Below are 26,586 nucleotides of genomic sequence, written 5' to 3'. Positions count from 1 at the left end.
ATTTGGCGAATGCCCTATTAATTTCTTCCAAACTGAATTTAATGCGCCATTTTAATAGCCGTCTCGTTTATTCGGGATGGCTTTTTTCGTTTATTGCTAATTGCTTCCTGTATCTGCGCGGGAGGTATCATTCACCAATGGCGGCCTGATCTTTTTCTTTCTATCGGCCCGCCACAATTCGCTCAGGTGTTCAAAGTCGCGGCGATAGCTGATACTGGCGCCGGAACGGTTTTGACGGGCACCGGTACCGGAGAGGTAGTTATAGGAGTCGCGATAAAAGAAGGTGAGTACGAGTTTGCCGTCCTGGCGTATTTTCCAGTCGGCTGAAATATCGGGCAGGAACTGGAGGTTTTTGGTAGCCTGCACCTGTTGTGCCGATAAACCAAAGTCAACGGCGCTACCGAACGTAAAGGTGAGCCGCTCATTCAGAAAGCTTTTACCAATATTGAAGTTGAGGTTGGTACGGTCGATATTCAGTCTGCCGCTTCGGTCGATGTTATCAACCAGGTTGGAGCCATTGTACAGCTGGGCATTGAAGTTTACCTTAATGCTTTTATCGTTAAACAGTTTCTGAAAGATGCTGGAGAATTGTTTACTCAATGCACCGGACAGTACACCGGAAATACTGTTCACCACCACGCCACTAAAGATATTATTACCCAGCGCGCTTTGGTTGCTCGCAGACGATACCGGGCCAAAACTGTTGAATACGATCAGGAATGCCACCTGTTTATTCAACTCGTTTACATCGCGTTTGATGAGCTGCAGAATGTTCTGGGCATCCGGGTCATCTTTTAACGGGCTGTTGGGTGGCAGCAGGATGTCGAATGCAATATCAGGTTTCATCAGGCTCTTGGTGAGTACGGCTTCCACAATTACCTTACCGCGGTATTTTTTCACATTTGAGTTGGCATACGAAACGGCGTCTGTTGCCAGGTCACTGAAGCGTACGTCATCTGCTTCGTATTCTGCTACGATCTTTATATTGGCATCGTATGGATCGCCCCGCCATTGAATATAGTTACCTGCGTTTTCCTGTAATTTAAATGGTTTACGCAGCAGGGATTGAAAATTGAAATTATAATTACCGCGGTCGATATTGTACACGCCATTGATGGTGAAATCCCCATCTGTACTGGCTTCCATTTTAAGGTTTCCATGGCCGTTAGCCTGAATGATATCACCGGTTAACTCATCGATGATCACATACATGTTGGCCAGGTTATTGGCTGTTACATCGAGGGATACATGCAGGTTGCTTTCTTCGGCGCTGCGCACGGCTTTCATTTCTGTACCATACTGTTTCCACACAATAAAGTTGGCCTGTCCGCTTTCCCGGCCGGTTTGGGAACGGATATAGAGTTTGGAACTATCGGCCGGCTCCCCATGCACATCGAGCCGCATGTCTTCCAGCGGGCCTTTGAAGGTTGCGTTTGCCTTGGCATATAGGGTTCCAAAAAACGGGTCCTTGGTGGAGCTATTGGTGTTCAACACCAATAATTTATTGGTATTGAGGGCAAAGTCAAAAAACAGGTCGTCAAAGGCCTGGTGGTGTAAAACGCCTTTGGAAAGATGAGCGGTATTACCGAATTCGTCTTTGAAGGCAAAAGAGCCAAAGTCGATGGAGCCGTCTTTAAAATCAAATACGGCCGATGGTATTTTGTACAATACGTTGGTATAGATCACCCGCAATTCTCCGTCGCGCAGTTGCATGCGGCCCAGGTATTTCAGGTTGTTGGGCGGCCCCACAATGCGCAGCTGACCGGTAGCATACCCGCTCAGGTCGGTGAACACGTCGTTCAGGTATTTGTCGAGCAAATTGATTTTAGTGTCCTTGAAATTGCTGGTTATGTCTAACGGAGCTGTATTGGCTGTGTCTGACAGATCATACAGGCCTTTAAGATCGAAATTGTATTTGTCGTTTTCTGAAACGGTGCCAAAGTTCACCTTGCCGGTGCGCTGGCTGTAACTGGCCGATAGTTTCAACTTGCCAATAGAGTCGTTATCGAGCCGGAATTGTTCGGCATCACCATGCATATCCACCAACAGTTTGCCAAATGGATCGATGATGTCTACGTTGGCGGTCAGCAATCCCTCGAGCCGGTTATCAGGCACTACATAGGGGGCAAAGTCACCAATGTTCACCTTGGTGAGCTCTACTTTTATATCGTTGGTACTGCCTTCATCGGAAGGGTGGGTGGTAACCAGTATTTCCTGCTGGCCGTTGTAAATTTTTACGCCATCCGCCGATACCAGTTCCTTACTCAATACCAGTTCGCCATTCTTTTCAATAGTCCAGTTTTTACCGTTCACATCAAAGTTCGATTCATTGAAGGTGATGCGAACACCGGAAGGCATGGTTTGAACCCGGGCAAACAAGTCGGCCGAGTTGAGCGTTTGGTTGGCAGCGGTTTTCAATTGCACCAGTGACATATCGCTCGCCGACCGTACCCGCAGATCAGTTCCCGGAAAATGCAGGCTGTCGTTGATGTATACATCTGCAATGGAACTGGTGAGCCCCAGGGTATCGTAAGTACCGGCGCCCTTCAGGTTAAGGTTATAAAACAGCACATTTTTATAACCGAATTGCGGTACCTCTGCATTCAGGTCGAGCAGGTTTTCTTTGGTGTTGATGCTACCGGTAACGGTGCTGTAGTTAAACCCGCTCAGGTTTTTATCGATAAAGCTCATGTATTCATCCACTTTTTTGGTGGTGAAAACAAAGCTGAAGTTCTCATTCTTCAGGGTGGTGCGCGATGGCTTAATGTAGCTGGGGTAATATTTATTCAGGAATGACCTTACTGCATCGGGTAGGTCTTTGATAGAGAATTCACCTACCAGGGCAACATCAAATTCGTTACTTACCACCGTGATCGCTTTGTTGGTGCCCATGGCTTTCGATTCAATGCTTAATGAATCGAACGAAATGGGTTTGCTGTTCTTTAGCACGGAGGCTTCATAAATACGGGCGGTACCCAGGAAGTTATCGATATTGCTGCCAGTGAAGTTCATTCTGAACTTACCCTTTACTTCAATACTGTCGCTGGTTAGTTTTATATTATGCAGATCGGCCTTGCTTACTTCTGCGTCGAAATTAAAGGTGGGTACCTGCTGGCTGAAATCGATCAACCCATTGAGGCGGGCCATTAAGTTGGGATCGTTGCTGATCACCTCTCCATTGAACAGCCTTTTGGCCACCGTTCCTTTTACTATGATGTTCTGGTAATTGTAATTATTTACATCGAGCGAACGGATAAACCCGTCGAGTTTGGCATTGAGTGAATTCGACTTCAACCCATGTCCATTTACCGAACCTTTAAAGTCGATCTTGCCTACCTGGGGGGCATCCAGAAATTCGCCCAGGGCAAAAGACCTGGTTTCAATACCGCCGGTGTAAATGGTGGGCGCATTGTCGGGGAATTTCATGTTTACGTCGGTTACCACTACGCCCAGTTTGGTTTCAAGGGTACCAAAGGTTACAAAGTCTTTTATAAAACCGGTGAAGTTGCCCTTGAAGCGCACGAATTCAAGTTTATCGAGGCGGGGTTGCGTAATGTCTTTAAGATCGGGTATAATAGAGACTGCATCGCGATAGGTAGTACGGAACTCATTTGCTTCAAAGTCGATATAGAATTTATCGAAATTGGTCATGCTGTTCAGTCGGATATTTCCATTGAGGTAAGTATCCTTTCCTGCTTCTATGATCAGTTTGCGGGCAGTCAGGTTTTCAATGGTACCTTTTACTTTACCGGTGAGCCGGATCTCTTTTTTCCAGTTTTGCAGTTCGGGCGCAAAATAGGCGATGTCGTCGCTGTTTATTACAGCATTTGTTAAGTCACCTTCCATGCGCACCTTGTCAACAAAGTCGCTCATGTCATCGAAGGTGGTATAACGCATGGCAAAGAAGTTCTGCAGGTGGCTGCGATTGGTTTGAATATCGAGCCGGGCAAACTCCATAGCTTCCGGATGCCATTTAACCCGGGCTGCGAGTTTTTTAACAACGAATCCGCTGCGCTCTTTGGTGGCAAGGCGTAAAACAGCCGAAAGGGTATCCTGTTTTAAAGCTACTTTATCGAAGGTGGCGTTGATATCGGAAAACTGGATGTGGTTGCCATCGAAGTAATTATAGGGCTTTCTGTCAGTATAAACATCGTTAAAGAACGTGCCCTTATTCAGGGTAAGCCGGTTAACGGCAATATCCCAGTTGCCCGGGTTCCAGCGCAGGTGTTTGGGATCGTTTATGATGGCGGTGGTATCGTCCTTTGGTCGCAGTGAATCGGGCCGGTTCCCATCGTAGTTGTAAATGGCGAAAACCGGTTTTTCGATATGGATGGTGTTGATGTGGGCGATCTTTTTCTTCAGGTTGATCTTGTCGGCGTTCACATCCATGGACGCAAGTTGAAGGGTCATGTTTTCCCCGCGCCAGCCATCGAGCTGTTTCAATTGCACATTGCGTAATTCTACCTTTTCGAGGTCGAGGTCAATGTTATCCTGTTTTTTAGGCTCTTTTTTTTGCGGGCTGCTGAAATAGTCTGCCAGAAATCGGTAGTTCCAGGTACTGTCGCTGCGTTTTAATTGAATGAACGCATCTTCGAGCCCGATATAGCTGAGGACTACGCGGTCTTTCAGGAAGAACCAGTCTGTAAGGTTCACCTTTACGGCGCCGGCATACAACAGGGTATCGTTGTGCTGGTCGTTGACGAGGGTGCCCTGCAACACCATTTTATTGAATAAAGCGAAATCGACGTGTTTGATACGTACAGTAGCGTGGAGGTTTTTGGAAAGTTTGCCCGTGACCTGTTTAACCAGCCAGTTTTGAACCGGAGTGGTCTGTATGGACAGCCATACCAGTATGATCAGGGCGATCAGTACCAGCAGCACGGTCCGGGATATTTTCCAAAACTTTCTCAGGGATGGAGCTTATTAAATGTAAAAATAATAAAACCGTTTTCTAAATGGCGCAAAATCAATACCAATGAATTGTTTTTAAGCAACTTTTCAGCGCCTTTAACATACCTGGAAACGTGCATTGCGTCAATTGCAGTACTGTACATACGTAAAATGGTTGGCAAGGTTGGTTATTTTACTGGTTTTTAACCGAAAATTGGGCCAAATGGTTCAAAAAAGGTAAACGGGGTAAATGGATGGTACAGGTCGGGGAGATACGACCGGATCAGGTGGGTAAGATAGAAAGAAAAAGGCTGGGTTCCTAGTAAGTTAGTGGTAAATTATTAAGGTTACTTACTGGTTATAAGTTGCAAGTTCCAGGTTCCATGCTGCATGTTCCAGGCTTTATGCTTCTATTTGAATAGATGCGTTTAAATTAATCGAATTCGAGGGGTTTAAAGGTAACGGATTCCTGACCTTTAATTTCTCCGAATTCTGGGGAATTATGCATAGACCGGTAACTGGCAACCGGTGTCCGGCCCGTGAAACTTGAATCTTGAAACCTGCAACCTGCAACCTGAAACTTGCTTCAATGCTTCTTCGCCGGATCTTTTATCCCATCACTTTTGTTATAGTCTTCTGATTTGCCTTTTTCTATCGACAGGCTTTGCCAGTTGTTATCTTTTATAAGCTTACCAATATACAGGATCTGCCCTACATGATACGGGTAGTGCGCCAGCTGGCGGTTGATGGCATCTATTACCAGCAACGGTTCTTCCCGGATGTATATGGTTTTTAGCAGGTCGTTTTCTGTCAGGGCGGTAAGGGCGTCCAAAAAGCATTGCCAGCCTTTTTCCCACAATTCCAGCAATTGCTGTTTGGAATAATTGTGCACTTTAAACTCTTCATCCCGGTTCCGCCATGCCTTTTCCCCGTCCTCGGTAAGAAAGTTGGACCAGCGGCTGAGCATATTGCCCGATACATGCTGTAAAATAACGGCAATGCTGTTTGATGCCTCATTGGGGGCATAATGAAAATCGGCATCTGTTAACTGTTCAAATGTTTTTTCACCCAGCATTTTGTAATAGCGTAGCCGCCTGATGGTTGTTTGCAGGTATTCTGTTCCTAATGAAGGGCTCATATATGACAATTTGATGTAAGGTACGAATCTAGTAGCCGGCAGCAGAATCATCGCCACGGCCATCGGCCACGGCTTCTATTTGACCGTTCTCCATTTTTATCACTTCTGTACGGCCGATATTACCGCGTTGTATAACCTTGTACCCCATTTGCTGTAGCTGTTGCCGTACAGCTTGCGGAACGGCAGCTTCTACATCTATCTGATCGGGCAGCCATTGGTGATGGAATTTGGGTTTATTCACTGCATCTTCTGCGCTCATCTCAAATTCAAGGATATCAACAAGCGTTTGAAACACAGAAGTGGTAATAGTGGTACCGCCCGGTGTGCCCACCACCACATAGGGTTTGTTATTTTTCAAAACAATAGTGGGTGTCATGGAGCTGAGCATCCGTTTACCCGGAGCTATCGCATTGGCATCGGCGCCTACTGCCCCGTACATATTGGGTACCCCGGGTTTTATGCTGAAATCGTCCATTTCGTTATTCAGGAAAAAGCCGGCCCCGCCCACTACGGTACTGCTACCATAACCTCCGTTTAGGGTAGTAGTCACTGATACCGCGTTCCCGTTCTTATCGCATACGCTGAAATGGGTGGTTTCTTCGCTTTCGGGTATTGTACCGGCCTGAATTGCCTGGCTGGTGCCGGCCATTTGCGGGTTATAATCTTTCATTCTTTCTGCCGCATATGCCTTGCTGGTGAGTTTTTTTACCGGCACTTTGTAAAAATCAACATCACCCAGAAATTTAGCGCGGTCAGCATAAGCGCGGCGTTCAATTTCCGTCATCAACTGCACCGCCTGGGCCGATAAGAATCCATATTCTTTCACCGGTTTGTCTTCGATCATATGCATCATTTGGGGTAACAGAACGCCCCCGCTGCTTGGCAGCGGCATGGTTATTATCTTATATGTTTTGTAGTCAAAAACAACCGGTTCGCGTTCTTTGGCTTCGTATTTTTTTAGGTCATCGTAGCTGATGATCCCATTGGCCCGTTTCATTTCTTCTACAATAAGCCGGGCGGTTTCTCCTTCGTAAAATCCCGCCTTACCTTTGTCCCGAATGCGTTTTAACGTATTGGCCAGATCGCGTTGAACCAGGGTATCACCCGCCTTCCAGTTGGTTTGTTTTACAAAAACAGGAGTAACGGTATTGTATTTTGTAAAAATTGCCTGGTGACTATTCAGGCTTCTGGCTTCTGCCTCGGTTATTACAAATCCTTTTTCAGCAAGGTCAATGGCAGGTTGTATCAATTTTTTAAAAGGCAGACTGGCATATTTCATACAGTCGAATAAACCCGCAATAGTACCGGGAACACCCGATGATAAATGGCCATTCTGGCTTAATTCGGTTTGTGCATTACCCTGTTTATCGAGGTACATATCACGGTTGGCCTTAGCCGGAGCCTTTTCGCGATAATCGATGGTTACATTTGAACCGTTTGCCAATCTGATAACGGTAAACCCACCGCCTCCTATATTCCCTGCTGCCGGATAAACTACTGCCAGGGCCAGTTGGGTGGCAATGGCGGCATCGATGGCATTACCGCCCTGTTTCATAACGACAATGCCAATTTCGCTGGCCAGCGGATGGGCCGAAACAACGGCGCCGGTTGAACCTGTTATCTTTTTTTGTATAGTGTATTCATATGGGTTAACTGCGGCTGCTATTGCAGTTCGCTGCCCAAAACAGGCCGTGGACAACAATACTAACGGGAATGTGTATAAATAAGAAGCTTTCATATTTGAGAAAAAGTTGAGTAGCTAAAATTAACAAACCAAAATTAGCTACTGGTTTTTTTTATTATTGAGTTAAATGTTCTAATTTTAGAACACTAACAAAAACTGTTTACGGGGTCCAAACCACAGGAGCTTATGAGAAAACGCAATCGTTCACGGCGTGTAGTATTCTTCCATATATCTCAGTTATCTCATCTCCCATGTGTTTTGCGGGTTTTTGCAATCATGATGTTTTTCAGACAGGCTAAGGATATTTTCAACCCTAATATTTACGCAGACGCTTCCATATACTGCAGACAAGTCAGTTAGTGACATCTGCTATTCACAATGATCACTAGCGCAAGAAATTTGCGTTCATTATAAACTTTTAGTGGTCACATGAGAAAATAAAAGCATTTCACCACTGGTGAGGTGCTTTTTTCTTTTAATCCCGTTTTAGTTATTTTCACAGAACATTCTTCCAATTATGACGAAAATTCCTGCTTGCTTAGTATTGTTATTGGTGATTTCGGGTTTGGCTCTGGCACAGGTAAAATCGCCCGATCAGTTCCTGGGCTACAAATTAGGCTCCCGGTATACCCCCCATTTTAACATCGTTAATTACTGCAGGCAGGTAGCAGAAGCAGCCCCCGATATGGTAAAGCTGGAACAATATGGCACTACCAATGAAGGGCGCCCCCTGCTCTTATTATATGTAACCTCACCCGCTAACCTGGCTCGGCTGGAAGAGATCAGGCAGAATAACCTGCGGCTGACAGGCATCACGGCAGATAAAACCGCACCTGATGATAAAAATCCGGCCATTGTATGGCTGAGTTATAATGTGCATGGCAATGAAACCTCTTCCTCAGAAGCCGCCATGCTCACCTTGTACGAACTGGTAAACCCGGCCAATACAAAAACAAAAGAGTGGCTGCAGCATACGGTAGTGATCATAGATCCCTGTATTAACCCCGATGGGCGCGACCGATACGTAAACTGGTTCAACTCAGTGGTTGGCGTAAATCCCAATCCGCAGCCTTTTACCCGCGAACATGCAGAACCCTGGCCCGGCGGCAGGGCCAATCACTATTATTTTGACCTGAACCGCGACTGGGCCTGGCAAACACAGTTGGAAACGCAGCAGCGAATTGTAAAATACAATATGTGGTTGCCACAGGTGCATGTTGACTATCATGAACAATTGTATAACAATCCATATTATTTCGCCCCGGCGGCAGAGCCCTATCACGAGGTGATCACACCCTGGCAGCGGGAATTTCAAACAATCATTGGAAAAAACAACGCCCATTATTTTGACCAGAACGGCTGGCTGTTCTTTACCAAAGAGCGCTTCGATCTTTTTTACCCCAGTTATGGCGATACCTATCCCTTATATAGGGGCGGCGTGGGGATGACCTTTGAACAAGGCGGTCACAGCCGCGGTGGCGCTGCCGTAATAAACCGCGATGGCGACACCCTTACCTTGTGGGATCGCCTGTACCACCACTTCACCACCGGTATGAGCACCATTGAAGCTTCGGCGCAAAATGCGACAAAACTGGTACAGGAGTTTAAAAGATATTACGATAAAGCACGCACATCACCGCCCGGCGAGTTTAAAGCGTATGTAATAAAAGCCGATGAAGGGTGTAAGATAGTGAGGCTGCAACAATTGCTGAACCGCAATAACATAGAATGGTGCAGGGCCGTTAACGCCAGCTATACCGGTATTAATTATTTTACCGGTAAGTCAGGACCGGTAAAAACAGACAGCCTCGATATCGTGATCAATGCCAATCAACCCAATGCCAATTTGCTGAAAGTACTGTTTGAAAGAAATTCTCACCTGAGCGACTCTGTTACCTATGATATTACCGCCTGGTCGGTTCCCTTTGTATATGGACTTACCACCTACGGCCTAAGTACCTATGTTGCCGGCTTAACAAAAACAACGGAAATAAATAAACCGCAAATAAAAACATTGAATGGTGAGCACAGCGTTGCCTGGCTTATTCGCTGGAATGGCCTGAACAGTGTACAGTTCTTAAGTACCATTATGCAGAAAAAAGTAAAAGTGCGTTATGCCGAACAACCGTTTAAGGCGGGCAATGAAGATTTTGATAAAGGCACCCTCATTATCACCCGTACCAGTAATCAGTCATTGGGTGAATCGCTGGGCAGCATCATCAGCAACGCTGCACAAAAAGCAGGTATCGGGTATACAGCCGTTGCTTCCTCTTTTGTTGACAAAGGTTTTGATTTTGGTTCAGAAAAAGTGCATGGCATGCAGGCTCCAAAAATCGGATTGCTGGCTGGTGATGGCGTATCGCCATTAAGCATGGGCGAAGTGTGGCATTATTTCGATACGCAGATCAACTATCCCGTAAATATCATTTGGGCAAATGACTTAAATAAGAACATACTGCGGGAGCTGGATGTGCTGATCATGCCTGATGGCAATTATCGCTTTTTAGCAGACAGAATGATGAACGACGCCCTGAGAGACTGGGTGAGCAGCGGAGGCCGGCTGATAGCGCTGGAAAGTGCAGTGGGCCAATTGTCAGCTGCCGACTGGGGCATTAAAATGAAGAAAAGTGATGATGATAAAGGCGATAAGCCTGATGACAAAAAAGATGATTACAGTATGCTCCGCCGCTATGAAAACCGGGAGCGCGATTTTATACCCGGGTTCAATCCCGGTTCCATTTACAAAGTGGAGCTGGATAACTCCCATCCCCTGGCATTTGGATACGATGAAACGTATTATACACTTAAACAGGATAACACCATTTACGAGTTTTTTAAAGACATGGGCTGGAACGTGGGCGTGATCAGGAAAGACAACCAGGTAGCGGGTTTTGTAGGTTCAAAACTGAAAGATCAACTAAAAGACGGGTTGTTGTTTGGCGTACAGGAAATGGGGCAGGGAGAAGTAATTTACCTGGCCGATGACCCGCTGTTCAGAAGCTTTTGGGAAAATGGAAAACTGTTATTCAGCAACGCCGTGTTTATGGTAGGACAGTAACCCGTTTGTTAAAATTTACCAACGGATTGGCACACTCATCTGCATTATGTTATTTTGCCCCCGGTTTCAGCTCAAAACAATAAGAATGAATGAATTTTACTCAGGGCGTTTCCTGATTTTACTGGCATTGCTGTATGTTTTACCCGTATCAGCACAAACGCCCCCTTCCTATACTTCGGCCGATATTTTTCTGCAGTTAAAAAAATTGAAAGTATTAGGGTCGGTGCTCTATATGGCCGCCCATCCTGATGATGAAAATACCCGTTTACTGGCCTGGCTGGCCCGTGAACGATTGTACCGCACCGGTTATTTATCGTTGACCCGCGGCGATGGCGGACAAAACCTCATTGGCGACGAACAGGGCATTGACCTGGGGTTGATCCGTACGCAGGAATTACTGGCTGCCCGCCGTACCGATGGCGCTGAACAATTCTTCAGCCGGGCTTTTGATTTTGGGTTTAGCAAAAGCACGGATGAGGCACTGGAAAAATGGGGGAAAGAAAAAGTGCTCAGCGATGCCGTATGGATCATCCGGAAATTTCAACCTGATATTATTATAACCCGTTTCCCCGAAGACAGCCGGGCGGGACACGGCCATCACTCCGCTTCAGCAGTGATTGCCCACGAAGCTTTCAAGGCAGCAGCTGATCCCAATCGCTTTCCCGAACAATTTAAATATGGCGTTCAACCCTGGAAGGTAAAACGCATTTTCTGGAACACATTCAACTTCGGCAGTGGAACCAATACCACCAGCAACGATCAACTGAAAATAGATGTAGGTGGTTACAATGCGCTGGTAGGAAAAAGTTATGGTGAAATAGCAGCCGAAAGCCGCAGTATGCATAAAAGCCAGGGCTTTGGTGTACCAGGCAGCCGGGGTACCCAGCTGGAATATTTTTCCTTAACGGAAGGAGAGCCGATACAAAATGACCTGATGGATGGCGTTAATGTGAGCTGGTCGAAAGTGGAAGGCGGCGCAGCCATAGAAGCACAGATCGATGACCTATTAAAAAACTATTCTTTGGCGGAACCGCAAAAGTCGGTGCCTGCCCTGGTGAATTTATACAAATCGTTGCAGGCATTGAAAGAGGGCTACTGGAAAAAACAGAAGACGGAAGAAGTGCAACGCCTGATAGAAGCCTGCAGCGGCCTGTGGCTGGAAGCCAGCACCGGTAATGAAATGGCAGTGGAAGGTGATTCGGTAAGGATCAGCATCGCCATCAACAACCGCCTGGGTGTGCCCATGCAATTGAGTAAGATCAACCTCGATGTGCTGGACACTACCATCAATATGGACCTCGACAAGAACCGGAATATTAATCTGCAAAGAACGTTCTATGTGTTCACTACCAAGCCCGTTTCACAGCCCTACTGGCTGGAACATAAAATGGGCGATGGCTCTTTTACTGTAGATGACCAGCAGTTAATAGGCAAACCGCAGAACGATGCACCTTACCAGGCCCGGTTTGATGTAGTAATAGCCGGAACAACTTTTTCCTTTACAAAACCTGTTCTGTATAAACACGCCGACCCGGTGAAAGGCGAGCTGTACGAACCATTGGTGGTTGTGCCTTCCTCGACTGTTACTACCGAACCCAGCATTATTATTTTCAGAAAAGGGGAGAAACAGGCTGCCGAGGTGGAGGTAACAGTAACTGCCAATAAAAAATTTACCGACTACAAGGCCCGCATTTCAAAACGGCTTACATATAACAACACTACCAAAACCGATAGTAACTTTAATATGTTACCCGGTATGCAACGGCAGTATATGTTCAATATCGATAACGGCATGTTGAAAGAGAAAGAACAGGATTTTGTGCAGGCTTTTGTTGAATTGAAAAACGGAACGGAAGAACAACCGGCTTATTTGAATTTGAACAATATCCGGTACGACCATATCCCTTATATCCATTACTTTTATCAGGATGCCGTTAAGGTGTTGAATATAGACATCAAGACGGTTGGTAAAAAGATCGGTTATATTGAAGGCGCTGGTGATAAGGTGATCATTGCCTTACGGCAAATGGGATATGAAGTAACCGTACTGGAAGAAAAAGATCTTACGCCATTTAAATTAAGTCAGTTCGATGCCGTGATCACCGGGGTACGTGCTTACAATGTACACGACTACCTGGAAGGAAAACATGCGGTATTGATGGATTATGTAAAAAATGGTGGTAACCTGATCGTACAGTATAATACCGCCAACAATATCAGTTCAGTAACTTCAAAAATAGGGCCTTATCAATTTGCCATTACACGTAACCGGGTTACCGATGAAAAAGCAACTGTTAACTTCGAATTACCCAATCATGCGGTGTTGAACTATCCTAACAAGATCACCGCTAAGGATTTTGAGAACTGGGTACAGGAAAGAGGTATTTACTTTGCCGAACAGTTAGACTCCGCTTATGAGACACCTTTGTCAATGGCCGATCCGAATGAAAAAGAACAGAAAGGCAGCCTGATCGTTGCCAATTATGGTAAAGGTAAATTTGTGTATACCGGTCTGGTGTTCTTTCGGGAGTTGCCGGCTGGCGTACCCGGTGCATACAGGTTACTGGCCAATATTATTGCATTAAATAAAAAGAAGGGTTTTTAGATGACTTCATTATCAAAACGTGAATGGTTTTTCATTATAGCTATTATCGTAGGACTTATTCTCGGCAAACTGATCAAAAGAGTAACGATAGGACTGGCTTTAGGCATATTACTGGTAATGATGGTGGTCATGATCTTTTCCAATAAAAAGAATAGCAAGTAAAACGTATTTATATGTCACCCATACAACAGGAAAAAATACCCGTGTTTAAAAAGTGGCGTTACTGGTACTGGCTGGTGATTGGGTTTCTGTTGTTGCTGATGGTTTTATTTTATTTGTTCACAAAACATTTCGCATGAATTTTTCCCGGTTAGACTGGACGGTGCTTATACTTACCCTTACACTCATTATTGTGTATGGGGTATACCGTAGCCGTACGTCAAAAAACCTGGAGGGATATTTATTAAGCGACCGGCAAATGCCCTGGTGGATCGTGCTGCTCAGTATCATGGGCACACAGGCAAGCGCCATCACGTTTTTAACGGCGCCCGGTCAGGCATACAGCGATGGAATGCGGTTCGTACAATATTATTTCGGGCTGCCATTTGCCATGGTGGTGGTGTGTATAGCGTTTGTCCCCGTTTTTCACAAATTAAAGATATTTACAGCCTACGAGTACCTGGAACAACGGTTTGATGTAAAGACCCGTTTGCTGACCTCTTTTTTATTCCTGTTATCACGCGGCATCTCAACCGGTATCAGTATTGTTGCCCCTGCGATTGTGTTGCACAGCATGCTTGGCTGGGATATTTTGTTTACGAATTTATTCATGGGTGGCCTGCTGATCATTTATACCGTAAGCGGTGGCGCCAAGGCAGTAGCCTATACCCAGCAGCTGCAGTTTATTATTATCTATGCTGCCATGTTTATTGCCGCCTGGTGGGCGCTGAAAATGTTACCACAGGGCATAGGCATAACAGAGGCATTACATATAGGGGGTAAATCGGGCCGGTTGAATGTAATTACAACGGGCGTTACCGATAAAGGATTCGACTGGAAAGACAAATACAATATCTGGAGTGGTGTAATAGGCGGGTTCTTTTTGGCCGTGAGTTATTTCGGTACCGATCAAAGCCAGGTAGGCCGCTATTTAACGGCTCGTAACGAACAGGAAAGCAAGATAGGCCTGTTGATGAATGGACTGGTAAAAGTACCATTACAGTTTTGCATCCTGCTTATTGGTGTTTTTTTATTTGCCTTTTACCAGTTCAATAAAGCTCCGGCTTATTTTAACCTGGCGCAGGAAAAAACAGTTAAGCAAAGTGTGAATGCCAGGGAATTTGCAGCTGCTGACCAGCAGTTCCAGCAGATCCAGGATGAGAAAAGAAAAACAGTAACCGCCCTGGGAACTGCGTTACAGCAGGATAATAAACCGGCGGTTGATCAGTTGCGTACCAAATTACAGGAGCAGCAACAGCAGGCCCAGGTGGTGCGTGATTCCATTCAGAACATTGTAAAGAAAACCATTCCCGATAGTGAAGGCAATGATACCAATTACATTTTTTTACGGTTTGTAGGCGACTATTTGCCCAATGGCCTGGTAGGACTTATCATAGCCATTATCTTTCTGGCCTCCTGGAGTAGTATAGCTGCGGCCTTACATGCGCTGGCATCCTGTACTATGGTTGATTTTCATAAACGCCTTAGAAAGAAGGCAGCTACGCCTTTGCAGGAATACCGCTGGTCGCAAACCTATGCGTTGATCTGGGGGCTGTTTTGTATTGTGGTAGCCCAGTTCAGCTATAACCTGGGTAACAGTTTAATTGAAGCCGTGAACATCCTTGGTTCCTGGTTTTATGGTACTATCCTGGGTATCTTTCTGGTTGCCTTTTATCTGAAAAGGGTAGGCGGTAGTGCTGTTTTTACCGGTGCTATCTTAGCTGAAATAACGGTAATTGTTGTCTATAGCCTTAACCTGTTTTCGTTTTTATGGTTGAATGTAGTCGGCGCTGTTTGCGTGGTGGTATATGCAAGCCTGGCGCATATATTATTTTTTGCGAAAAATAAAACAGCGCCAACGCAACCCAAACTAAAAACGCAATAACTAATAAACTAAAAAACCAACTCCATCTGAATATTACACCGTTCATAAGGTGTTGCCCTTCTTACCACTTTCTGAAACCCTAATTTGTAATAGAGGCTAATGGCAGGTTGCAAAATGGTATTACTTTCGAGATAGAGCTTCTTAGCGCCCAGTGAACGGGCTTTTTCGGCTCCTGCTTTGCCCAATAGCCAGCCAATACTTTTACCTTGTGCAGCAGGTGATACCGCCATCTTGGCCAATTCATATTCATAATCGGGGTCATCCATTTTTATCAGGGCGCAAACGCCCACCGGTTCGTTGTTATACAAGGCTACCAGGATGTATCCGCCTTTGTCGATGATGTTTTTTTGTGGATTGTCCAGCGCTTTATGATCGGCCGCTTCCATCTTAAAATATTTCGAGATCCATTCTTCATTCAATTGTTTGAAGGCCTCCTGGTAAGCAGCGGTGTAATCCACGATCTGTACATCCTGGCTTTCGCGTCGCTTTTTTTGTTCCTGCACCCTGCGTAGTAATGACTTCTGGTTTAATAAAAACTCCCATTCCTCAATAGCCTTCCAAAGATCATAGTGGGTTTGTGCCAGCGCGTCTTCAATGGCTGCCGTCACATCTTTGTATTGGGGGGTAATATCTTTTACGATCTCTTTTCCTTTTTTGGAAAGCCCAATCACATTCTTCCGGCCATCCTGTTTATCCTTTTTTTCAAGTACAATACCCTGTTTTACCATTTCCCTGATAATAGTACTTACGGAAGGGTGTGAGTGACCGATCTCCTCTGCAATAGCAGTAATGGTTTTATCGGTGCCCTGCGAAAGCGCATGAAAAACCGGGAACCATTTAGGTTGTAATGATACATTGTACATTTTGTACACCTGGCCGGCATCCTCTGTGATCTGATCACTTAACCGGCGTAACCGGCTGCCGAGTGCCATCTTTCCGGCATTGTTATAAAAGTCCATTGTTTAATTAATTATGTAATTGATTACGTAATTTAGGACATTGTTTTATTCCAGCCAAAAAAAAGGGCCTCCCGGTATCCGGGAGGCCCTTTTAAGAGTATGAAAAAGAATTACTTAAGTGTAGCCAATAATTTTGTGTTCAGGGCTACATAATCATCATTTTTGGCTTCTTTGGCCAGTTCAATTGACTTGTTGGCTGATTCAGTGGCTTCCTGTTTTTTACCCAGTTTGGCCATGCAGTTAGCGCGTTGATAAAAGGCCCAGAAAGCTTTGGGATTCTGTGCAACCGCTTTATTGAACCAATCCAAAGCCTTGTTCAGGTCTTTACCGTTTTCCATATAATACATGGCGGCAGAGAAATAAGGCGTTTTATCATTTTCTGTTTTCATGGCGTCATCGATCTGAGCCATTATTTTGGAATCGATGTCATTGGTGATGGGTAAAGTTACATCTGTAAGGTCCCACATGATATGCAATTCAATGCTGTTTGATTTAACATTGGCGAATTGCATGGTGAATGATTCCGCTTTTGTTTTTACTGCCACGGGTTTGGCCTGTACACGCACTACATCACTCTCTTGTTTGTAGGCAGCGGGTTGCGTAACATCCAGCTGTTTGGAGATGATGATGGTCCAGGCACCTTTGTCGGGAATGGTTAATAAACCGTATTTGCCGGCAGGTACTTTTTGTCCACCAATGATCACTTCATCTGTGAAGGTAAGGGTGGTGGCACCGTTGGCACCGGTACGCCATACTTTACCAAATGGCACCAGGTCACCGTAAATTTTGCGGCCTTTCATACCGGGACGGCTATATGACAATTCAATAGAACCGAGACCGAAATCCTGCTTAATGGTTTGTGTGCTCGAAGGAGCGGGTGTTTTTAATTGCGCGTTGGTAGCAATAGCAAATGCAAGCAAGCATACAATCAAACATGTCTTTCTCATGACGAATGAATTTGCCGCGAAAGTAAGCTATAATAGAAATATACAGGAGGAATGTTGGATGAACGGAGCATTAAAATCGTACGATCACGGTTACCCTGGCTTTGCGTACTTTTTTTAATAACGTCCAGCCCGGCCCTTGCAAAATAAGCCGGATGGCTTCGTCGTCGTATGCCTTTGAGAGTGATTGTTCAATTTTATAGTCGGATAATACCCCTTTTCTGTTTACTTCAAAAGAAACGATCACCTGACCAACAGAAGCACTCTTGCTGAGCGTTGTTTTTTTGTTTTTTTCGAGGTACTGATCAAAAGCTACCCAGCCGCCAACCGGTTCTGCATCGTGTACAATATTGTTGGGCAATTTATTGGCAATGGCTGCTTTATATCGGCTGTTTTTATACCGGGCGGCCTCATTTGACGAAATGGCTGCATTGGCCGGTTGTAATTGTAACTGGTTTATGGTGGCATTGTTTTCCAGTCTGAAATTCTGGGTGCCATAACCTGTTACATTAACGGCCACATCCACTATTGAATCGGATACCGGTATTTTAAAGAAACCGGCTTTATCAGTAACAAAATTATTATTGTTTTTGGCTATCTGCACGTAGGCATTGGGAATCGGATTGCTGTTTTGATCAGTTACCACCCCTTTGATAATGCCGGAAAGCTCGTTGTTAATACCTACCGCTTTTTTAGGGCTATTGTTTTTGGGGATCGTGATCAGTTCTGTTTCCCGGTCTCTGAATACGTTGTTGTTATTATAAACCGATTCTTTCCGGGCTCTTTTCAAATCAGGTGCCGCAGCTGCTGCCATCGGTGATGCAGCCGTTTCCTGTTTTGCATAGGCATCGGCTTTATCTGCATCTTTCATTCTTCCCCAATAGGAAACATCCTGATTAGCCGTATCAGCGGATGTGGAGCGGGATAAAGCAACTTCTTTTTGTTCTGCAACAGGTGTTGCTGGCGGCATTTTTGCCTGGGCAGTTACGGGAGCATCGGCAGATGCATTACGGAACCCCTGCGCTGGTGCTGCTTCTTTTTTAGTATTTGCTTCTTCACTTTTTACCGGTGCTGAATTGGTACTTTCTGGGGGCGCAGTTTCTTTTTCCTCCTGTACAGCAGGTGCGGGTACGGGAGCCTGTGTTTTCTTCTCTTCTGTTTTGGCAATTACGGTTGCCGCACTTTTTTCTGAGGAAGAATCGGACAACAGGCTATAGACCCAAACCCCGGTGATGATCACCACCACAGCAGCAGCTACTGCCTGCCAGTACCGGAATGGCTTAAACGCCACTACTTTGGCGGCCGGGGTGGTGCGGGTTTGGAATTGTTGTTGTAATTGCTGCAGCTGACCTATCACCTGGCTTTCATCGTGTTCCTCAAAAGCCTGCTGCATACCTTCCATGGCATCGGCCAAAAACGGATCATCCAGCGCCGCCTTTTCCATAGCGTGCATTTCCCGGGCAGATAATTCCCCCTTCACATATCGTTGGATATCTGCTGCCGAATAGGTGATATGTTCCTTATGGTCGCTCATTATATTGTGCCAGATACATGCTTTACTTTTTAATTGCTCATTTCACATTCTTCATTTCCAATTCCACGCCCTTTTCCATGCATATTTTCAAATTGCGCCGCCCGTTCTGGATAAAGCTGCGAACTTTATTCCATTCAATACCCGTTTCACCGGCAATTTCTTTATAGCATTTATTTTGCAGGTAGAACAATTCCACTGTTTTCTTTTGCTCTGTTGATAAGGTTTCCAGACAACGTTCCAGCTTTTGCAGGTTCTCCTCTTTCAGCTGTATGCCATTCAGATGCATTTCTTCTTCTAATTGCATACTGTCTGGATTAAATTCCGTTGTTTTCAGGTTTTTGGGTGTACGTAACTGCATGAGGCAGTAGTTTTTAGCCAGGGTGTACAGCCAGCTTTTAAAATTGTCTACCTCATGTTTGGGCAGTTTCGCCACCAGTTCCTCAAAAATTTGCATGACGGCATCCTTGGCCGATTCAGGCTGTTTCAGGTACTTCAGGCAAACGCCGTACAGGAGGTCCATATACCGTTGAAAAAGAACAGCCAGCACCTCCATGTTGCGCGAAGTGCGATACAGGTTCACCAGCTCTTTATCTGGTAACTCATTGGTTGGTATGTTCTTTATGAATGCCACCGCCGGCTAAAATTAACAAAAGATACAGTAAGTAGCGTAGGTATTTAATAATACGATTACAGGAGGCATTGGTTACATTTTTTTCAAATTCGCGTGTGTAATTCTTTCAGCGGCTACATCTACCTGTAAATACTTGCTGTATGCCAAAATCTTTACTCCTGAACATACCCGAACCCTGCCACGAGAACTGGCAAAACATGACGCCACAGGAACAGGGCCGTTTTTGCGGTTCCTGCCAAAAAGTAGTGGTGGATTTTAGTGTTATGACCGATAAAGAAGTGCTGGATTATTTTTCAAAAGCCAGTCAGCACGTATGTGGCCGTTTCTCGAACGACCAGCTGAATAAGGAAATGACCATAACTCCCACAAAGAAACGGGTTACCTGGGCGTATGTGTGGAATGTATTGGTGGCCTCGGTGCTGGTGACCAAAACATACGCGCAGGGCAAACCCCAGATCAAAAAGCAACCGGTTGACACTACCATTAATGAAAGATCCCAGGTTGTTGGCTGGACAAGCACAAAGTTAGATCCCGTTGAAACAGTTATTCCGGTTACTGTAAAAGGAGTAGTGCTGGATGCCCAGACTAACCTGCCGGTAATGGGCACCAGTGTCACTATAAAAGGAACCAAAATTGGCTCAAGTGCCAATGCTTCAGGTAATTTTCAATTGCAGGTTGACAATAAGAATGGTTTAGAGCTGGAGGTCAGCCGTGTTGGTTACGAGAAACAAACAATGCAATTGGATAAAATCGCTGACTTGAAAAATGTGCAGATCTTAATTAAGCCGGCTATTGAGGAATTGGAAACAGCCACTGTTATTGCATATGCATCCACAACGAAACGTGTATTTTGGGGTGGAGCGGTTAGCAAAAGCTACTCTTTGACAAACGTCGAAAAAATTAAAAGAGCTGTCAATACCTTGATACCAGCTGCACTTAAGAATGATATTAAGGTATATCCCAACCCCGTTATGCGTGGCAATAACATTCAGGCAAAATTGAATTTGCCCCTGACTGGTAAGTATAACCTGGAATTGCTGAATACAGCCGGACAGGTAATGCTTACTCAACCTTTGTACATACAAACAAAAGGGCAACTGATCGACTTGTATACACAAACGAATTGGAGTGCTGGTATATACTGGCTCCGGATCTCGTCAACCAAAATGAAAAATGTGTTTGAAGCGCGGGTATTGTTACAATAAGCCGTTTTTCTTTTATGGAATTATAAACCCATCTTCATCTAATTTAAAAGCGTGCCTTATGTCCAAATCCATACAAATACGGATATCCGAACCCTGCCACGAGAACTGGCAGAACATGACCCCAAATGAACAAGGGCGTTTTTGTGGTTCGTGTCAGAAAACAGTAGTTGATTTTACCTTAATGACCGATAAAGAGCTCCTGGATTATTTTTCAAAAGCATCTCAGCATACCTGTGGCCGTTTCTCGAACGACCAACTGAATAAGGAGCTGCAGCCAACAGTAATTAAAAAACGTTTTACCTGGGCTTATGTGTGGAATATCATGCTGGCTACCCTGCTGGTCACAGAAGCAAATGCGCAGGTAAAACCGGTGAAGAAGAAAAAGCAGGAAGTACTGATTCCGGAAAGGGCACCGGAAATGATGGGCGGTATAGGAGTTGTTGTTGTGCCGCCTCCCAGAGAAATTAAAGGAATTGTACTTGACAGTGCTAACAATCCGCTGGCAGGCGCCAGTGTTTATTACCATGTAAAGGGACAAACTAAAGGCTCTTACACTGATTCATTGGGGCGTTTCAATTTATTGATTGATAGAAATACACCGGTTGAATTAACGGTCTCTTATATTGGTTATGAAATGAAAATGGTGACAATAGATAGTAGTACAAACTGGCAGGAAATAAAATTAAAGGAGATCACGGCAACCCTTGGCGATGTAGTAATAGTGGGCGGATATTCTGTTGTTCATAAGAAACCCAAAAAGAAAATAATAAACGACTGGAAGCCGGCGATCTTTAAAAATGATATCAAAATATATCCAAACCCGGTTGTGAAAGGAAATAATATTAAAGCAGATCTTTCCTTAAAAAAGGCAGGTGAGTATAAAATGGAGTTGTTGAACGTGCAGGGCGAAGTAATGATTGTACAGCCATTAACAATGGCAACAAAGGAACAAACGGTTACCATTCCCACACGAAATAACTGGGCGCCTGGTGTTTATTGCGTACGGATCTCAGCGCCAGGTATCAAAAATGTGTATCAGTGTAAGGTATCAATACAATAACAGGTTTTTCATTATATAGGGTTTTCTCAGGATGCAATGAGTAGTGATTATTTTCTATTACATGGTTCTGTACCGGCCGAAAGGCCGGTATTTTTCATTTAATCAAAAAGCCATCACGCCGTGGCGGATGGCTCAAATATCTTTGTGAAGCGATTATCTGTTTAAAAAACTAAGATTCAGTTGGGCTAACATTATGTGCGACCCCTCTGTATTTTTCGGGAATCGGCCTTTTTTCAGAAGGTCTGTTCTGCACGGTTAATTTAATTCCCATTGATGCGGCGAATTCAATAATCCGTTTTTTTTCAATCTCTGCTTTCTGTACTTCTGTTTTCTTCATACAACGATATTTTGTACTCTCTCCTAAAATTACGTCTTTTCCCCTGAACATAAAAGCCATAATAATTTATTCCCTTCTGAAATGAAACATCTTTATAGGAACTGTTTTCAGTAAGTGCTCCAACTATTTCAAAATCAGTATTTAATTCTTCCAAATTAAGCGTGATCGCCATGCGATACAATCTTGTCCTCTCAGGAGTGCTTCCTCTGAAAAACACCCATTTATCGGGATATTGATCAAAAAATACTTTTAGAACGGCTACAACGGTTGCCAGTATCTTATTTCTATCTTTATTGTTATCCCTTGCCAGGTCATCTAAATTTCCATCTGCCATTTTATTTCCCAATGCCAGATCAAAAATGGCTTCATCGTTGCTGGAAGTAGTAAAGCGAATGATCTTGAGAATGGACCCTTTTGGTCCGACACTCTTAAACTCATACTCAAGAAAGTCACTTGAAACAAACAGTTCAGTATATTTCTCGTAATTCATACGGCCGGCAATTGTATTTCTGTACCGTTAAATTAAGAAATACTTTAATTATAACCATAATATATACTCTAAAAAAATAGTGAGTACACATTGGTGCCGGCAGCGTCCAATTTTGAACTCACCCCTTAAATGCAGGATGAAACTGTTGCAGCGTATCGCGCAGGAACTCCCGATCTAAATGCGTATATATTTCGGTGGTAGTTATGCTTTCATGTCCCAGCATTTCCTGAACTGCGCGCAGGTCGGCGCCGCCTTCTACCAGATGCGTAGCAAATGAATGGCGAAAAGTATGTGGGGAAATGTTCTTGGTAATACCGGCTTTTTTAACCAGGTCTTTCAGCATCAAAAAGATCATAACCCGGGTAAGTGTGGCGCCACGGCGGTTCAGGAACAGAATGTCTTCATGTCCTTTCTTTACCGGCATATGCACGCGTATATCCCTTTTATAGATCGTTATATATTTTATGGCGGATTCACCAATGGGAACGAGCCGCTCTTTATCACCCTTTCCGGTTACGCGAATAAACCCTACATCGAGGTACAGGGCCGAGATTTTCAGGTTCACTACCTCGCTTACCCGCAACCCACAGCTGTACATGGTTTCCAGAATGGCTTTATTGCGGCCGCCTTCCGGTTTGCTCAGGTCTATCTCGCCAATGATGGCTTCAATTTCATCGAACGTGAGTACATCGGGCAGGGCGCGTTTTAATTTGGGCGTTTCCAGCAGGGTAGTGGGGTCCCTGGTAACAATATTCTCGATAAGACAATACTTATAGAACGAACGGATGCCTGAGATGATGCGTGCCTGTGAAGTAGGCGTCATGCCCAGCTCGCCTATCCAGCGGATAAACTGTTGCAGATCGGGCAGGGTTATATTGGCCGGACTTTGCACATTGTCCTTCTCCACCAAAAACTGGGTCAATTTGTCAATGTCGCGCAGGTAGGCCTCTACCGAGTTATCGGATAGCGATTTCTCCAGTTGTAAGAAAGCTTTGAATCCTTTTTTATAAGGGTCCCACATAGTATCAGGTTGAAGCAAAATTGTGCCACATCAACAACGCTGTTGGCCCGTAACAAAATTTGCTATATTCGTTGCTCAAAAATAACGCATCCCGTTCATTGGCCACTTTTAAAAATCAATTGCCACTATGTTGATGAGTCTTCTCAAGATGAAACGTAAAATGCAGGCTAACCGCCCTGCTTTCAGACGGTTCCTGACCAAACTGGAAAAGAATCCACCAAAAAAACTGGATAATATGGCAGTGGAAATTGATAAGGTGGTATGGGGAGAAACCGATTGCCTGGCCTGTGCCAATTGCTGTAAAACCATGACGCCCACCTTCACCAATACCGATATTAAACGCATCTCAGCCCATCTGGAAATGACGGAAGATGCCTTTAAAAAGAAATGGTTGAAGAAAGACCGGGCCGGTGACTGGATAAACACCAAACAACCCTGTCAGTTCCTGAATTTGAAAGATAACAAGTGCTCCATTTATGAAGTGCGGCCAAAAGATTGTTCCGGCTTTCCACACCATACCCGCCGCCATATGGTCGATTACATGCACGTGTTCAAACAGAACATTGAATATTGCCCGGCTACCTTCCGGCTGGTAGAAAGAATGATGGAGAAAGTGAACGGAGGTGAGGGCGAAACAAAGGCGTAAAACGGTTGAAGGGATCACAAAAAAACATCCTCGATTAAGAAGAATTCCGGCGGCTGGTCTTTTAACAAAGTAATGGATAAGATATTAAACTGTACCTGCCGCCATTGCGGGTTCTTGCGCATATAGGCATTGGCGCTGTTGATCATGTTGTTTATTTTCTTCCTCGATACGCTTTCTTCGGGATGACCGAATAAGAGGTTGGTACGGGTTTTTACTTCAATAATGTGCAGCACCTGTTCTTTGTGTGCAATCACGTCGATCTCGAACCGGGCATAACGCCAGTTGCGATCCAGAATGGTAAAGTTCAGCTGCTGCAGGTAATCAACAGCCATGTCTTCCCCTTTTTTACCGGTGTCATGATGCTGATAGCTCATCGCATTTTTGTATAATTGCAAATTACTGAAGTTCTATGTCGAATAACACTAAAATATTCAAACTCGAAGGCAGGGTTCAACATTACACCTGGGGTGGCATGGATTTTATTCCTGCCCTGTTGCACCTGACCAATACCGATAAAAAGCCCTTTGCCGAATACTGGATGGGGGCTCACGATAATGTACCTTCAGAAGTAGTACTGTCTGACGGTAGCAAACAACCGCTGAATGCCTTTATTAAGCAGGATGCGGCTGCTGTATTGGGCACGCCCGTTAACCAGCGTTTCGGCCGGTTGCCTTACCTGTTTAAAGTGCTCGATGTAAAAGATATGTTGTCCATTCAGGTGCACCCTTCCAAAAAAGCGGCTGAATCGGCTTTTGCGGCAGAGAATATGAAGGGCACGCCTTTGAACGCATCAAATCGCAATTATAAAGACGATAACCACAAGCCTGAACTGATGCTGGCGCTGAGCGATTTCTGGCTGTTACATGGCTTTAAAGCGCCCCAGGCCCTGGTGACCATACTCATGCAAACACCCGAGTTGCAGTTCCTGGTACCGGTTTTTGATGGTAAGAATTACCATGCGTTGTATGAACTGGTGATGACCATGGACCAGCACGAAGTAGAAGAGCATCTGCAACCCTTGCTCGATCGCATTGTGCCTTTATACGAAAAAGGATTTTTAAACAGAAGCCAGGAAGATTTCTGGGCAGCGCGGGCAGCTAAAACTTTTTGCGATGCCAATAAAATTGACCGCGGCATTTTCTCCATCTACCTGTTTAACCTGGTGAACCTGAAACCCGGGGAAGCTATTTTTCAGGATGCCGGCATTCCACATGCTTACCTGGAAGGACAGAACATGGAGATCATGGCCAATTCCGACAACGTATTACGGGGCGGCCTTACCAACAAATACATCGATGTTCCGGAGCTGATGCACCATACAAAGTTTGAACCGGTTATTCCAAATGTTTTAAAGGGTATCGCCGGTACGGTAACGGGTGAAACCGTATTTCCTACACCTGCCGCAGACTTTGAATTGCGCCGGCTGGAAGAAAAAGCGGGTATCCCGGTATCCCTGACCGCTGCTACTGCCGAGATCTATTTCGTGTATGAAGGAGCTGTAAAGGCTTCGGACGGCAGCAGTGAGATCGCACTGGGCAAAGGCGAAACATTGCTCGCCACTGCAGGCGCCATGTTTACCCTGCAGCCATCGCAGAATGCCGTGATTTTCAGGGCAACCGTGCCGCAATAAATCCGGTATTGCAACACATTATATTTTATGTAACTTTACATACATTCTTATAGATATGAAAATCAATAAATCAGATATCTGGGTACTGGTAATAATGGTGATAGTGGCTGCTTTATACCGGGCAATTCCCAGCCGTCCGTTTGGTTTTGCCCCGCAACTGGCGTTGGCATTTTTCAGCGGTGCTATTTTGAAAGACAGAAAACCACTGGCTTTCGTATTGCCGTTGCTGAGTATGTTTATTTCTGATGTATTGTACCAGAGGCTGCATTCCGCGGGCCTTTCACCCATCTGGGGTTTTTATCCCGGCATGTGGATCGATTATATGGCTTATGCCTCAGTAACCATCTTTGGATTTTTAATGAGAAAGATCACTGTGTTGAATGTATTACTGACCGCTCTGGCTGCACCTACTTATTTCTTCCTGTTGAGTAATTTCTTAACCTGGACCGGGTTAAATGGCTATGATATGTATCCCAAAACGTTTGGTGGTTTAATGGCCGCTTATACTGCCGGGTTACCATTCTATCCATACAGTGTGTTAAGTACGGTTTTGTTCAGCGGCGTGCTGTTTGGCAGCTGGTATTTTATCAACCACCGTTCGCTTAAACCGGTTGTTGCGGTACACTAAATAACTAGCATAAAATATTGATTCGCCCCCCGATGTATCGGGGGGCTTTTTTATGGCTGGTAGATGAGACAGTTCCCGGTTC

General features: G+C 44.9%; 21 protein-coding genes. 10 read left to right on the top strand and 11 right to left on the bottom strand.

Annotated features, from left to right (window positions below; genetic code table 11):
- Positions 1-96 precede the first annotated feature (96 nt).
- The 3 genes from BMX95_RS27255 to ggt all read right to left on the bottom strand — a co-directional run bounded on the left by BMX95_RS27255 (position 97) and on the right by ggt (position 7,766).
- Positions 97-4,881, bottom strand: coding sequence for a translocation/assembly module TamB domain-containing protein (locus BMX95_RS27255; RefSeq protein WP_133053867.1), 4,785 nt, complete (start codon positions 4,879-4,881; stop codon positions 97-99).
- A gap of 595 nt (positions 4,882-5,476) precedes the next feature.
- Positions 5,477-6,028, bottom strand: coding sequence for a DUF1572 family protein (locus tag BMX95_RS27245; RefSeq protein ID WP_081198307.1), 552 nt, complete (start codon positions 6,026-6,028; stop codon positions 5,477-5,479).
- Positions 6,029-6,056: 28 nt separating this feature from the next.
- A complete protein-coding gene (ggt, locus tag BMX95_RS27240; RefSeq protein WP_081198227.1) occupies positions 6,057-7,766 on the bottom strand; it encodes a gamma-glutamyltransferase in 1,710 nt (569 codons plus the stop codon).
- A gap of 463 nt (positions 7,767-8,229) precedes the next feature.
- Between ggt and BMX95_RS27235 the strand changes: the two genes are divergently transcribed.
- From BMX95_RS27235 to BMX95_RS27225, 5 genes are all read left to right on the top strand, one after another.
- The gene (locus BMX95_RS27235; RefSeq protein ID WP_081198226.1) at positions 8,230-10,770 is read left to right on the top strand and encodes a M14 metallopeptidase family protein; all 2,541 of its coding nucleotides are present in this window, start codon (positions 8,230-8,232) and stop codon (positions 10,768-10,770) included.
- A gap of 85 nt (positions 10,771-10,855) precedes the next feature.
- Positions 10,856-13,375, top strand: a complete 2,520-nt coding sequence (locus tag BMX95_RS27230) for a PIG-L family deacetylase (protein ID WP_081198225.1) — start codon at positions 10,856-10,858, stop codon at positions 13,373-13,375.
- Positions 13,376-13,537, top strand: coding sequence for a hypothetical protein (locus BMX95_RS35110; RefSeq protein WP_165758838.1), 162 nt, complete (start codon positions 13,376-13,378; stop codon positions 13,535-13,537).
- An 11-nt stretch (positions 13,538-13,548) separates the two neighbouring features.
- Entirely contained in the window at positions 13,549-13,674 is a 126-nt protein-coding gene (locus BMX95_RS35720) for a hypothetical protein (protein WP_262493556.1), read from the top strand.
- Entirely contained in the window at positions 13,671-15,419 is a 1,749-nt protein-coding gene (locus BMX95_RS27225; RefSeq protein WP_081198224.1) for a sodium:solute symporter family protein, read from the top strand. Before BMX95_RS35720 ends, BMX95_RS27225 begins: the two co-directional genes overlap by 4 nt.
- An 8-nt stretch (positions 15,420-15,427) precedes the next feature.
- Here BMX95_RS27225 and BMX95_RS27220 read toward each other — a convergent pair whose 3' ends face one another.
- From BMX95_RS27220 to BMX95_RS27205, 4 genes are all read right to left on the bottom strand, one after another.
- On the bottom strand, positions 15,428-16,378 hold the full coding sequence (locus BMX95_RS27220) for a bifunctional helix-turn-helix transcriptional regulator/GNAT family N-acetyltransferase (protein ID WP_081198223.1): 951 nt from the start codon (positions 16,376-16,378) through the stop codon (positions 15,428-15,430).
- Between the two features lie 110 nt (positions 16,379-16,488).
- Positions 16,489-17,325, bottom strand: a complete 837-nt coding sequence (locus tag BMX95_RS27215; RefSeq protein ID WP_081198222.1) for a DUF2911 domain-containing protein — start codon at positions 17,323-17,325, stop codon at positions 16,489-16,491.
- Positions 17,326-17,395: 70 nt separating this feature from the next.
- Complete coding sequence (locus tag BMX95_RS27210) at positions 17,396-18,856, bottom strand: carboxypeptidase-like regulatory domain-containing protein (protein WP_081198221.1); 1,461 nt, start codon at positions 18,854-18,856, stop codon at positions 17,396-17,398.
- A gap of 37 nt (positions 18,857-18,893) precedes the next feature.
- Complete coding sequence (locus BMX95_RS27205) at positions 18,894-19,487, bottom strand: RNA polymerase sigma factor (protein WP_081198220.1); 594 nt, start codon at positions 19,485-19,487, stop codon at positions 18,894-18,896.
- Positions 19,488-19,627: 140 nt separating this feature from the next.
- Here BMX95_RS27205 and BMX95_RS27200 point away from each other — a divergent pair, with 140 nt between their 5' ends.
- Both BMX95_RS27200 and BMX95_RS27195 read left to right on the top strand, forming a co-directional pair.
- Positions 19,628-20,692, top strand: a complete 1,065-nt coding sequence (locus BMX95_RS27200) for a carboxypeptidase-like regulatory domain-containing protein (protein WP_081198219.1) — start codon at positions 19,628-19,630, stop codon at positions 20,690-20,692.
- 58 nt (positions 20,693-20,750) lie between these two features.
- Positions 20,751-21,752, top strand: a complete 1,002-nt coding sequence (locus tag BMX95_RS27195) for a carboxypeptidase-like regulatory domain-containing protein (RefSeq protein WP_165758837.1) — start codon at positions 20,751-20,753, stop codon at positions 21,750-21,752.
- A gap of 169 nt (positions 21,753-21,921) precedes the next feature.
- Here BMX95_RS27195 and BMX95_RS35105 read toward each other — a convergent pair whose 3' ends face one another.
- From BMX95_RS35105 to xerD, 3 genes are all read right to left on the bottom strand, one after another.
- Positions 21,922-22,089, bottom strand: a complete 168-nt coding sequence (locus BMX95_RS35105; protein WP_165758836.1) for a hypothetical protein — start codon at positions 22,087-22,089, stop codon at positions 21,922-21,924.
- The gene (locus BMX95_RS27190) at positions 22,055-22,579 is read right to left on the bottom strand and encodes a DUF6934 family protein (RefSeq protein ID WP_081198217.1); all 525 of its coding nucleotides are present in this window, start codon (positions 22,577-22,579) and stop codon (positions 22,055-22,057) included. The genes BMX95_RS35105 and BMX95_RS27190 overlap by 35 nt, the downstream gene beginning before the upstream one ends.
- A gap of 118 nt (positions 22,580-22,697) precedes the next feature.
- Positions 22,698-23,600 (bottom strand): site-specific tyrosine recombinase XerD, encoded by a 903-nt coding sequence (gene xerD / locus BMX95_RS27185; protein ID WP_081198216.1) that lies wholly within the window; start codon positions 23,598-23,600, stop codon positions 22,698-22,700.
- Positions 23,601-23,748: 148 nt separating this feature from the next.
- Between xerD and BMX95_RS27180 the strand changes: the two genes are divergently transcribed.
- Positions 23,749-24,246 (top strand): YkgJ family cysteine cluster protein, encoded by a 498-nt coding sequence (locus tag BMX95_RS27180; RefSeq protein ID WP_177193727.1) that lies wholly within the window; start codon positions 23,749-23,751, stop codon positions 24,244-24,246.
- Between the two features lie 14 nt (positions 24,247-24,260).
- On the opposite strand, the gene BMX95_RS27175 is transcribed toward BMX95_RS27180, so the two are convergent.
- Entirely contained in the window at positions 24,261-24,641 is a 381-nt protein-coding gene (locus tag BMX95_RS27175; protein ID WP_242673021.1) for a YraN family protein, read from the bottom strand.
- A 14-nt stretch (positions 24,642-24,655) separates the two neighbouring features.
- Between BMX95_RS27175 and manA the strand changes: the two genes are divergently transcribed.
- Both manA and BMX95_RS27165 read left to right on the top strand, forming a co-directional pair.
- Positions 24,656-25,876 carry a mannose-6-phosphate isomerase, class I gene (manA, locus tag BMX95_RS27170; RefSeq protein WP_081198213.1) on the top strand — a complete coding sequence of 407 codons (1,221 nt, stop codon included), beginning with the start codon at positions 24,656-24,658 and terminating at the stop codon, positions 25,874-25,876.
- A 55-nt stretch (positions 25,877-25,931) separates the two neighbouring features.
- Positions 25,932-26,504, top strand: a complete 573-nt coding sequence (locus BMX95_RS27165) for a DUF6580 family putative transport protein (protein ID WP_081198212.1) — start codon at positions 25,932-25,934, stop codon at positions 26,502-26,504.
- The last annotated feature ends 82 nt before the right edge of the window (positions 26,505-26,586 follow it).

Origin of the sequence: Niastella yeongjuensis (assembly GCF_900110245.1) — a bacterium.
Classification (GTDB): domain Bacteria; phylum Bacteroidota; class Bacteroidia; order Chitinophagales; family Chitinophagaceae; genus Niastella; species Niastella yeongjuensis.
Note: the sequence above shows the minus strand (reverse complement) of the source record. Positions and strands in the feature narration are given on the sequence as shown.

Bases quoted from the DNA above. Each gene is read 5' to 3' on its own strand.
- BMX95_RS27195 (WP_165758837.1), top strand. From the start codon at position 20,751: ATGTCCAAATCCATACAAATACGGATATCCGAACCCTGCCACGAGAAC.
- BMX95_RS27210 (WP_081198221.1), bottom strand. From the start codon at position 18,856: ATGAGCGACCATAAGGAACATATCACCTATTCGGCAGCAGATATCCAA.
- BMX95_RS35110 (WP_165758838.1), top strand. From the start codon at position 13,376: ATGACTTCATTATCAAAACGTGAATGGTTTTTCATTATAGCTATTATC.
- BMX95_RS27200 (WP_081198219.1), top strand. From the start codon at position 19,628: ATGCCAAAATCTTTACTCCTGAACATACCCGAACCCTGCCACGAGAAC.
- BMX95_RS27165 (WP_081198212.1), top strand. From the start codon at position 25,932: ATGAAAATCAATAAATCAGATATCTGGGTACTGGTAATAATGGTGATA.
- BMX95_RS35720 (WP_262493556.1), top strand. From the start codon at position 13,549: ATGTCACCCATACAACAGGAAAAAATACCCGTGTTTAAAAAGTGGCGT.
- BMX95_RS27180 (WP_177193727.1), top strand. From the start codon at position 23,749: ATGAAACGTAAAATGCAGGCTAACCGCCCTGCTTTCAGACGGTTCCTG.
- BMX95_RS27235 (WP_081198226.1), top strand. From the start codon at position 8,230: ATGACGAAAATTCCTGCTTGCTTAGTATTGTTATTGGTGATTTCGGGT.
- BMX95_RS27245 (WP_081198307.1), bottom strand. From the start codon at position 6,028: ATGAGCCCTTCATTAGGAACAGAATACCTGCAAACAACCATCAGGCGG.
- BMX95_RS35105 (WP_165758836.1), bottom strand. From the start codon at position 22,089: ATGAAGAAAACAGAAGTACAGAAAGCAGAGATTGAAAAAAAACGGATT.
- manA (WP_081198213.1), top strand. From the start codon at position 24,656: ATGTCGAATAACACTAAAATATTCAAACTCGAAGGCAGGGTTCAACAT.
- BMX95_RS27215 (WP_081198222.1), bottom strand. From the start codon at position 17,325: ATGAGAAAGACATGTTTGATTGTATGCTTGCTTGCATTTGCTATTGCT.
- BMX95_RS27220 (WP_081198223.1), bottom strand. From the start codon at position 16,378: ATGGACTTTTATAACAATGCCGGAAAGATGGCACTCGGCAGCCGGTTA.
- BMX95_RS27225 (WP_081198224.1), top strand. From the start codon at position 13,671: ATGAATTTTTCCCGGTTAGACTGGACGGTGCTTATACTTACCCTTACA.
- BMX95_RS27190 (WP_081198217.1), bottom strand. From the start codon at position 22,579: ATGAATTACGAGAAATATACTGAACTGTTTGTTTCAAGTGACTTTCTT.
- ggt (WP_081198227.1), bottom strand. From the start codon at position 7,766: ATGAAAGCTTCTTATTTATACACATTCCCGTTAGTATTGTTGTCCACG.
- xerD (WP_081198216.1), bottom strand. From the start codon at position 23,600: ATGTGGGACCCTTATAAAAAAGGATTCAAAGCTTTCTTACAACTGGAG.
- BMX95_RS27230 (WP_081198225.1), top strand. From the start codon at position 10,856: ATGAATGAATTTTACTCAGGGCGTTTCCTGATTTTACTGGCATTGCTG.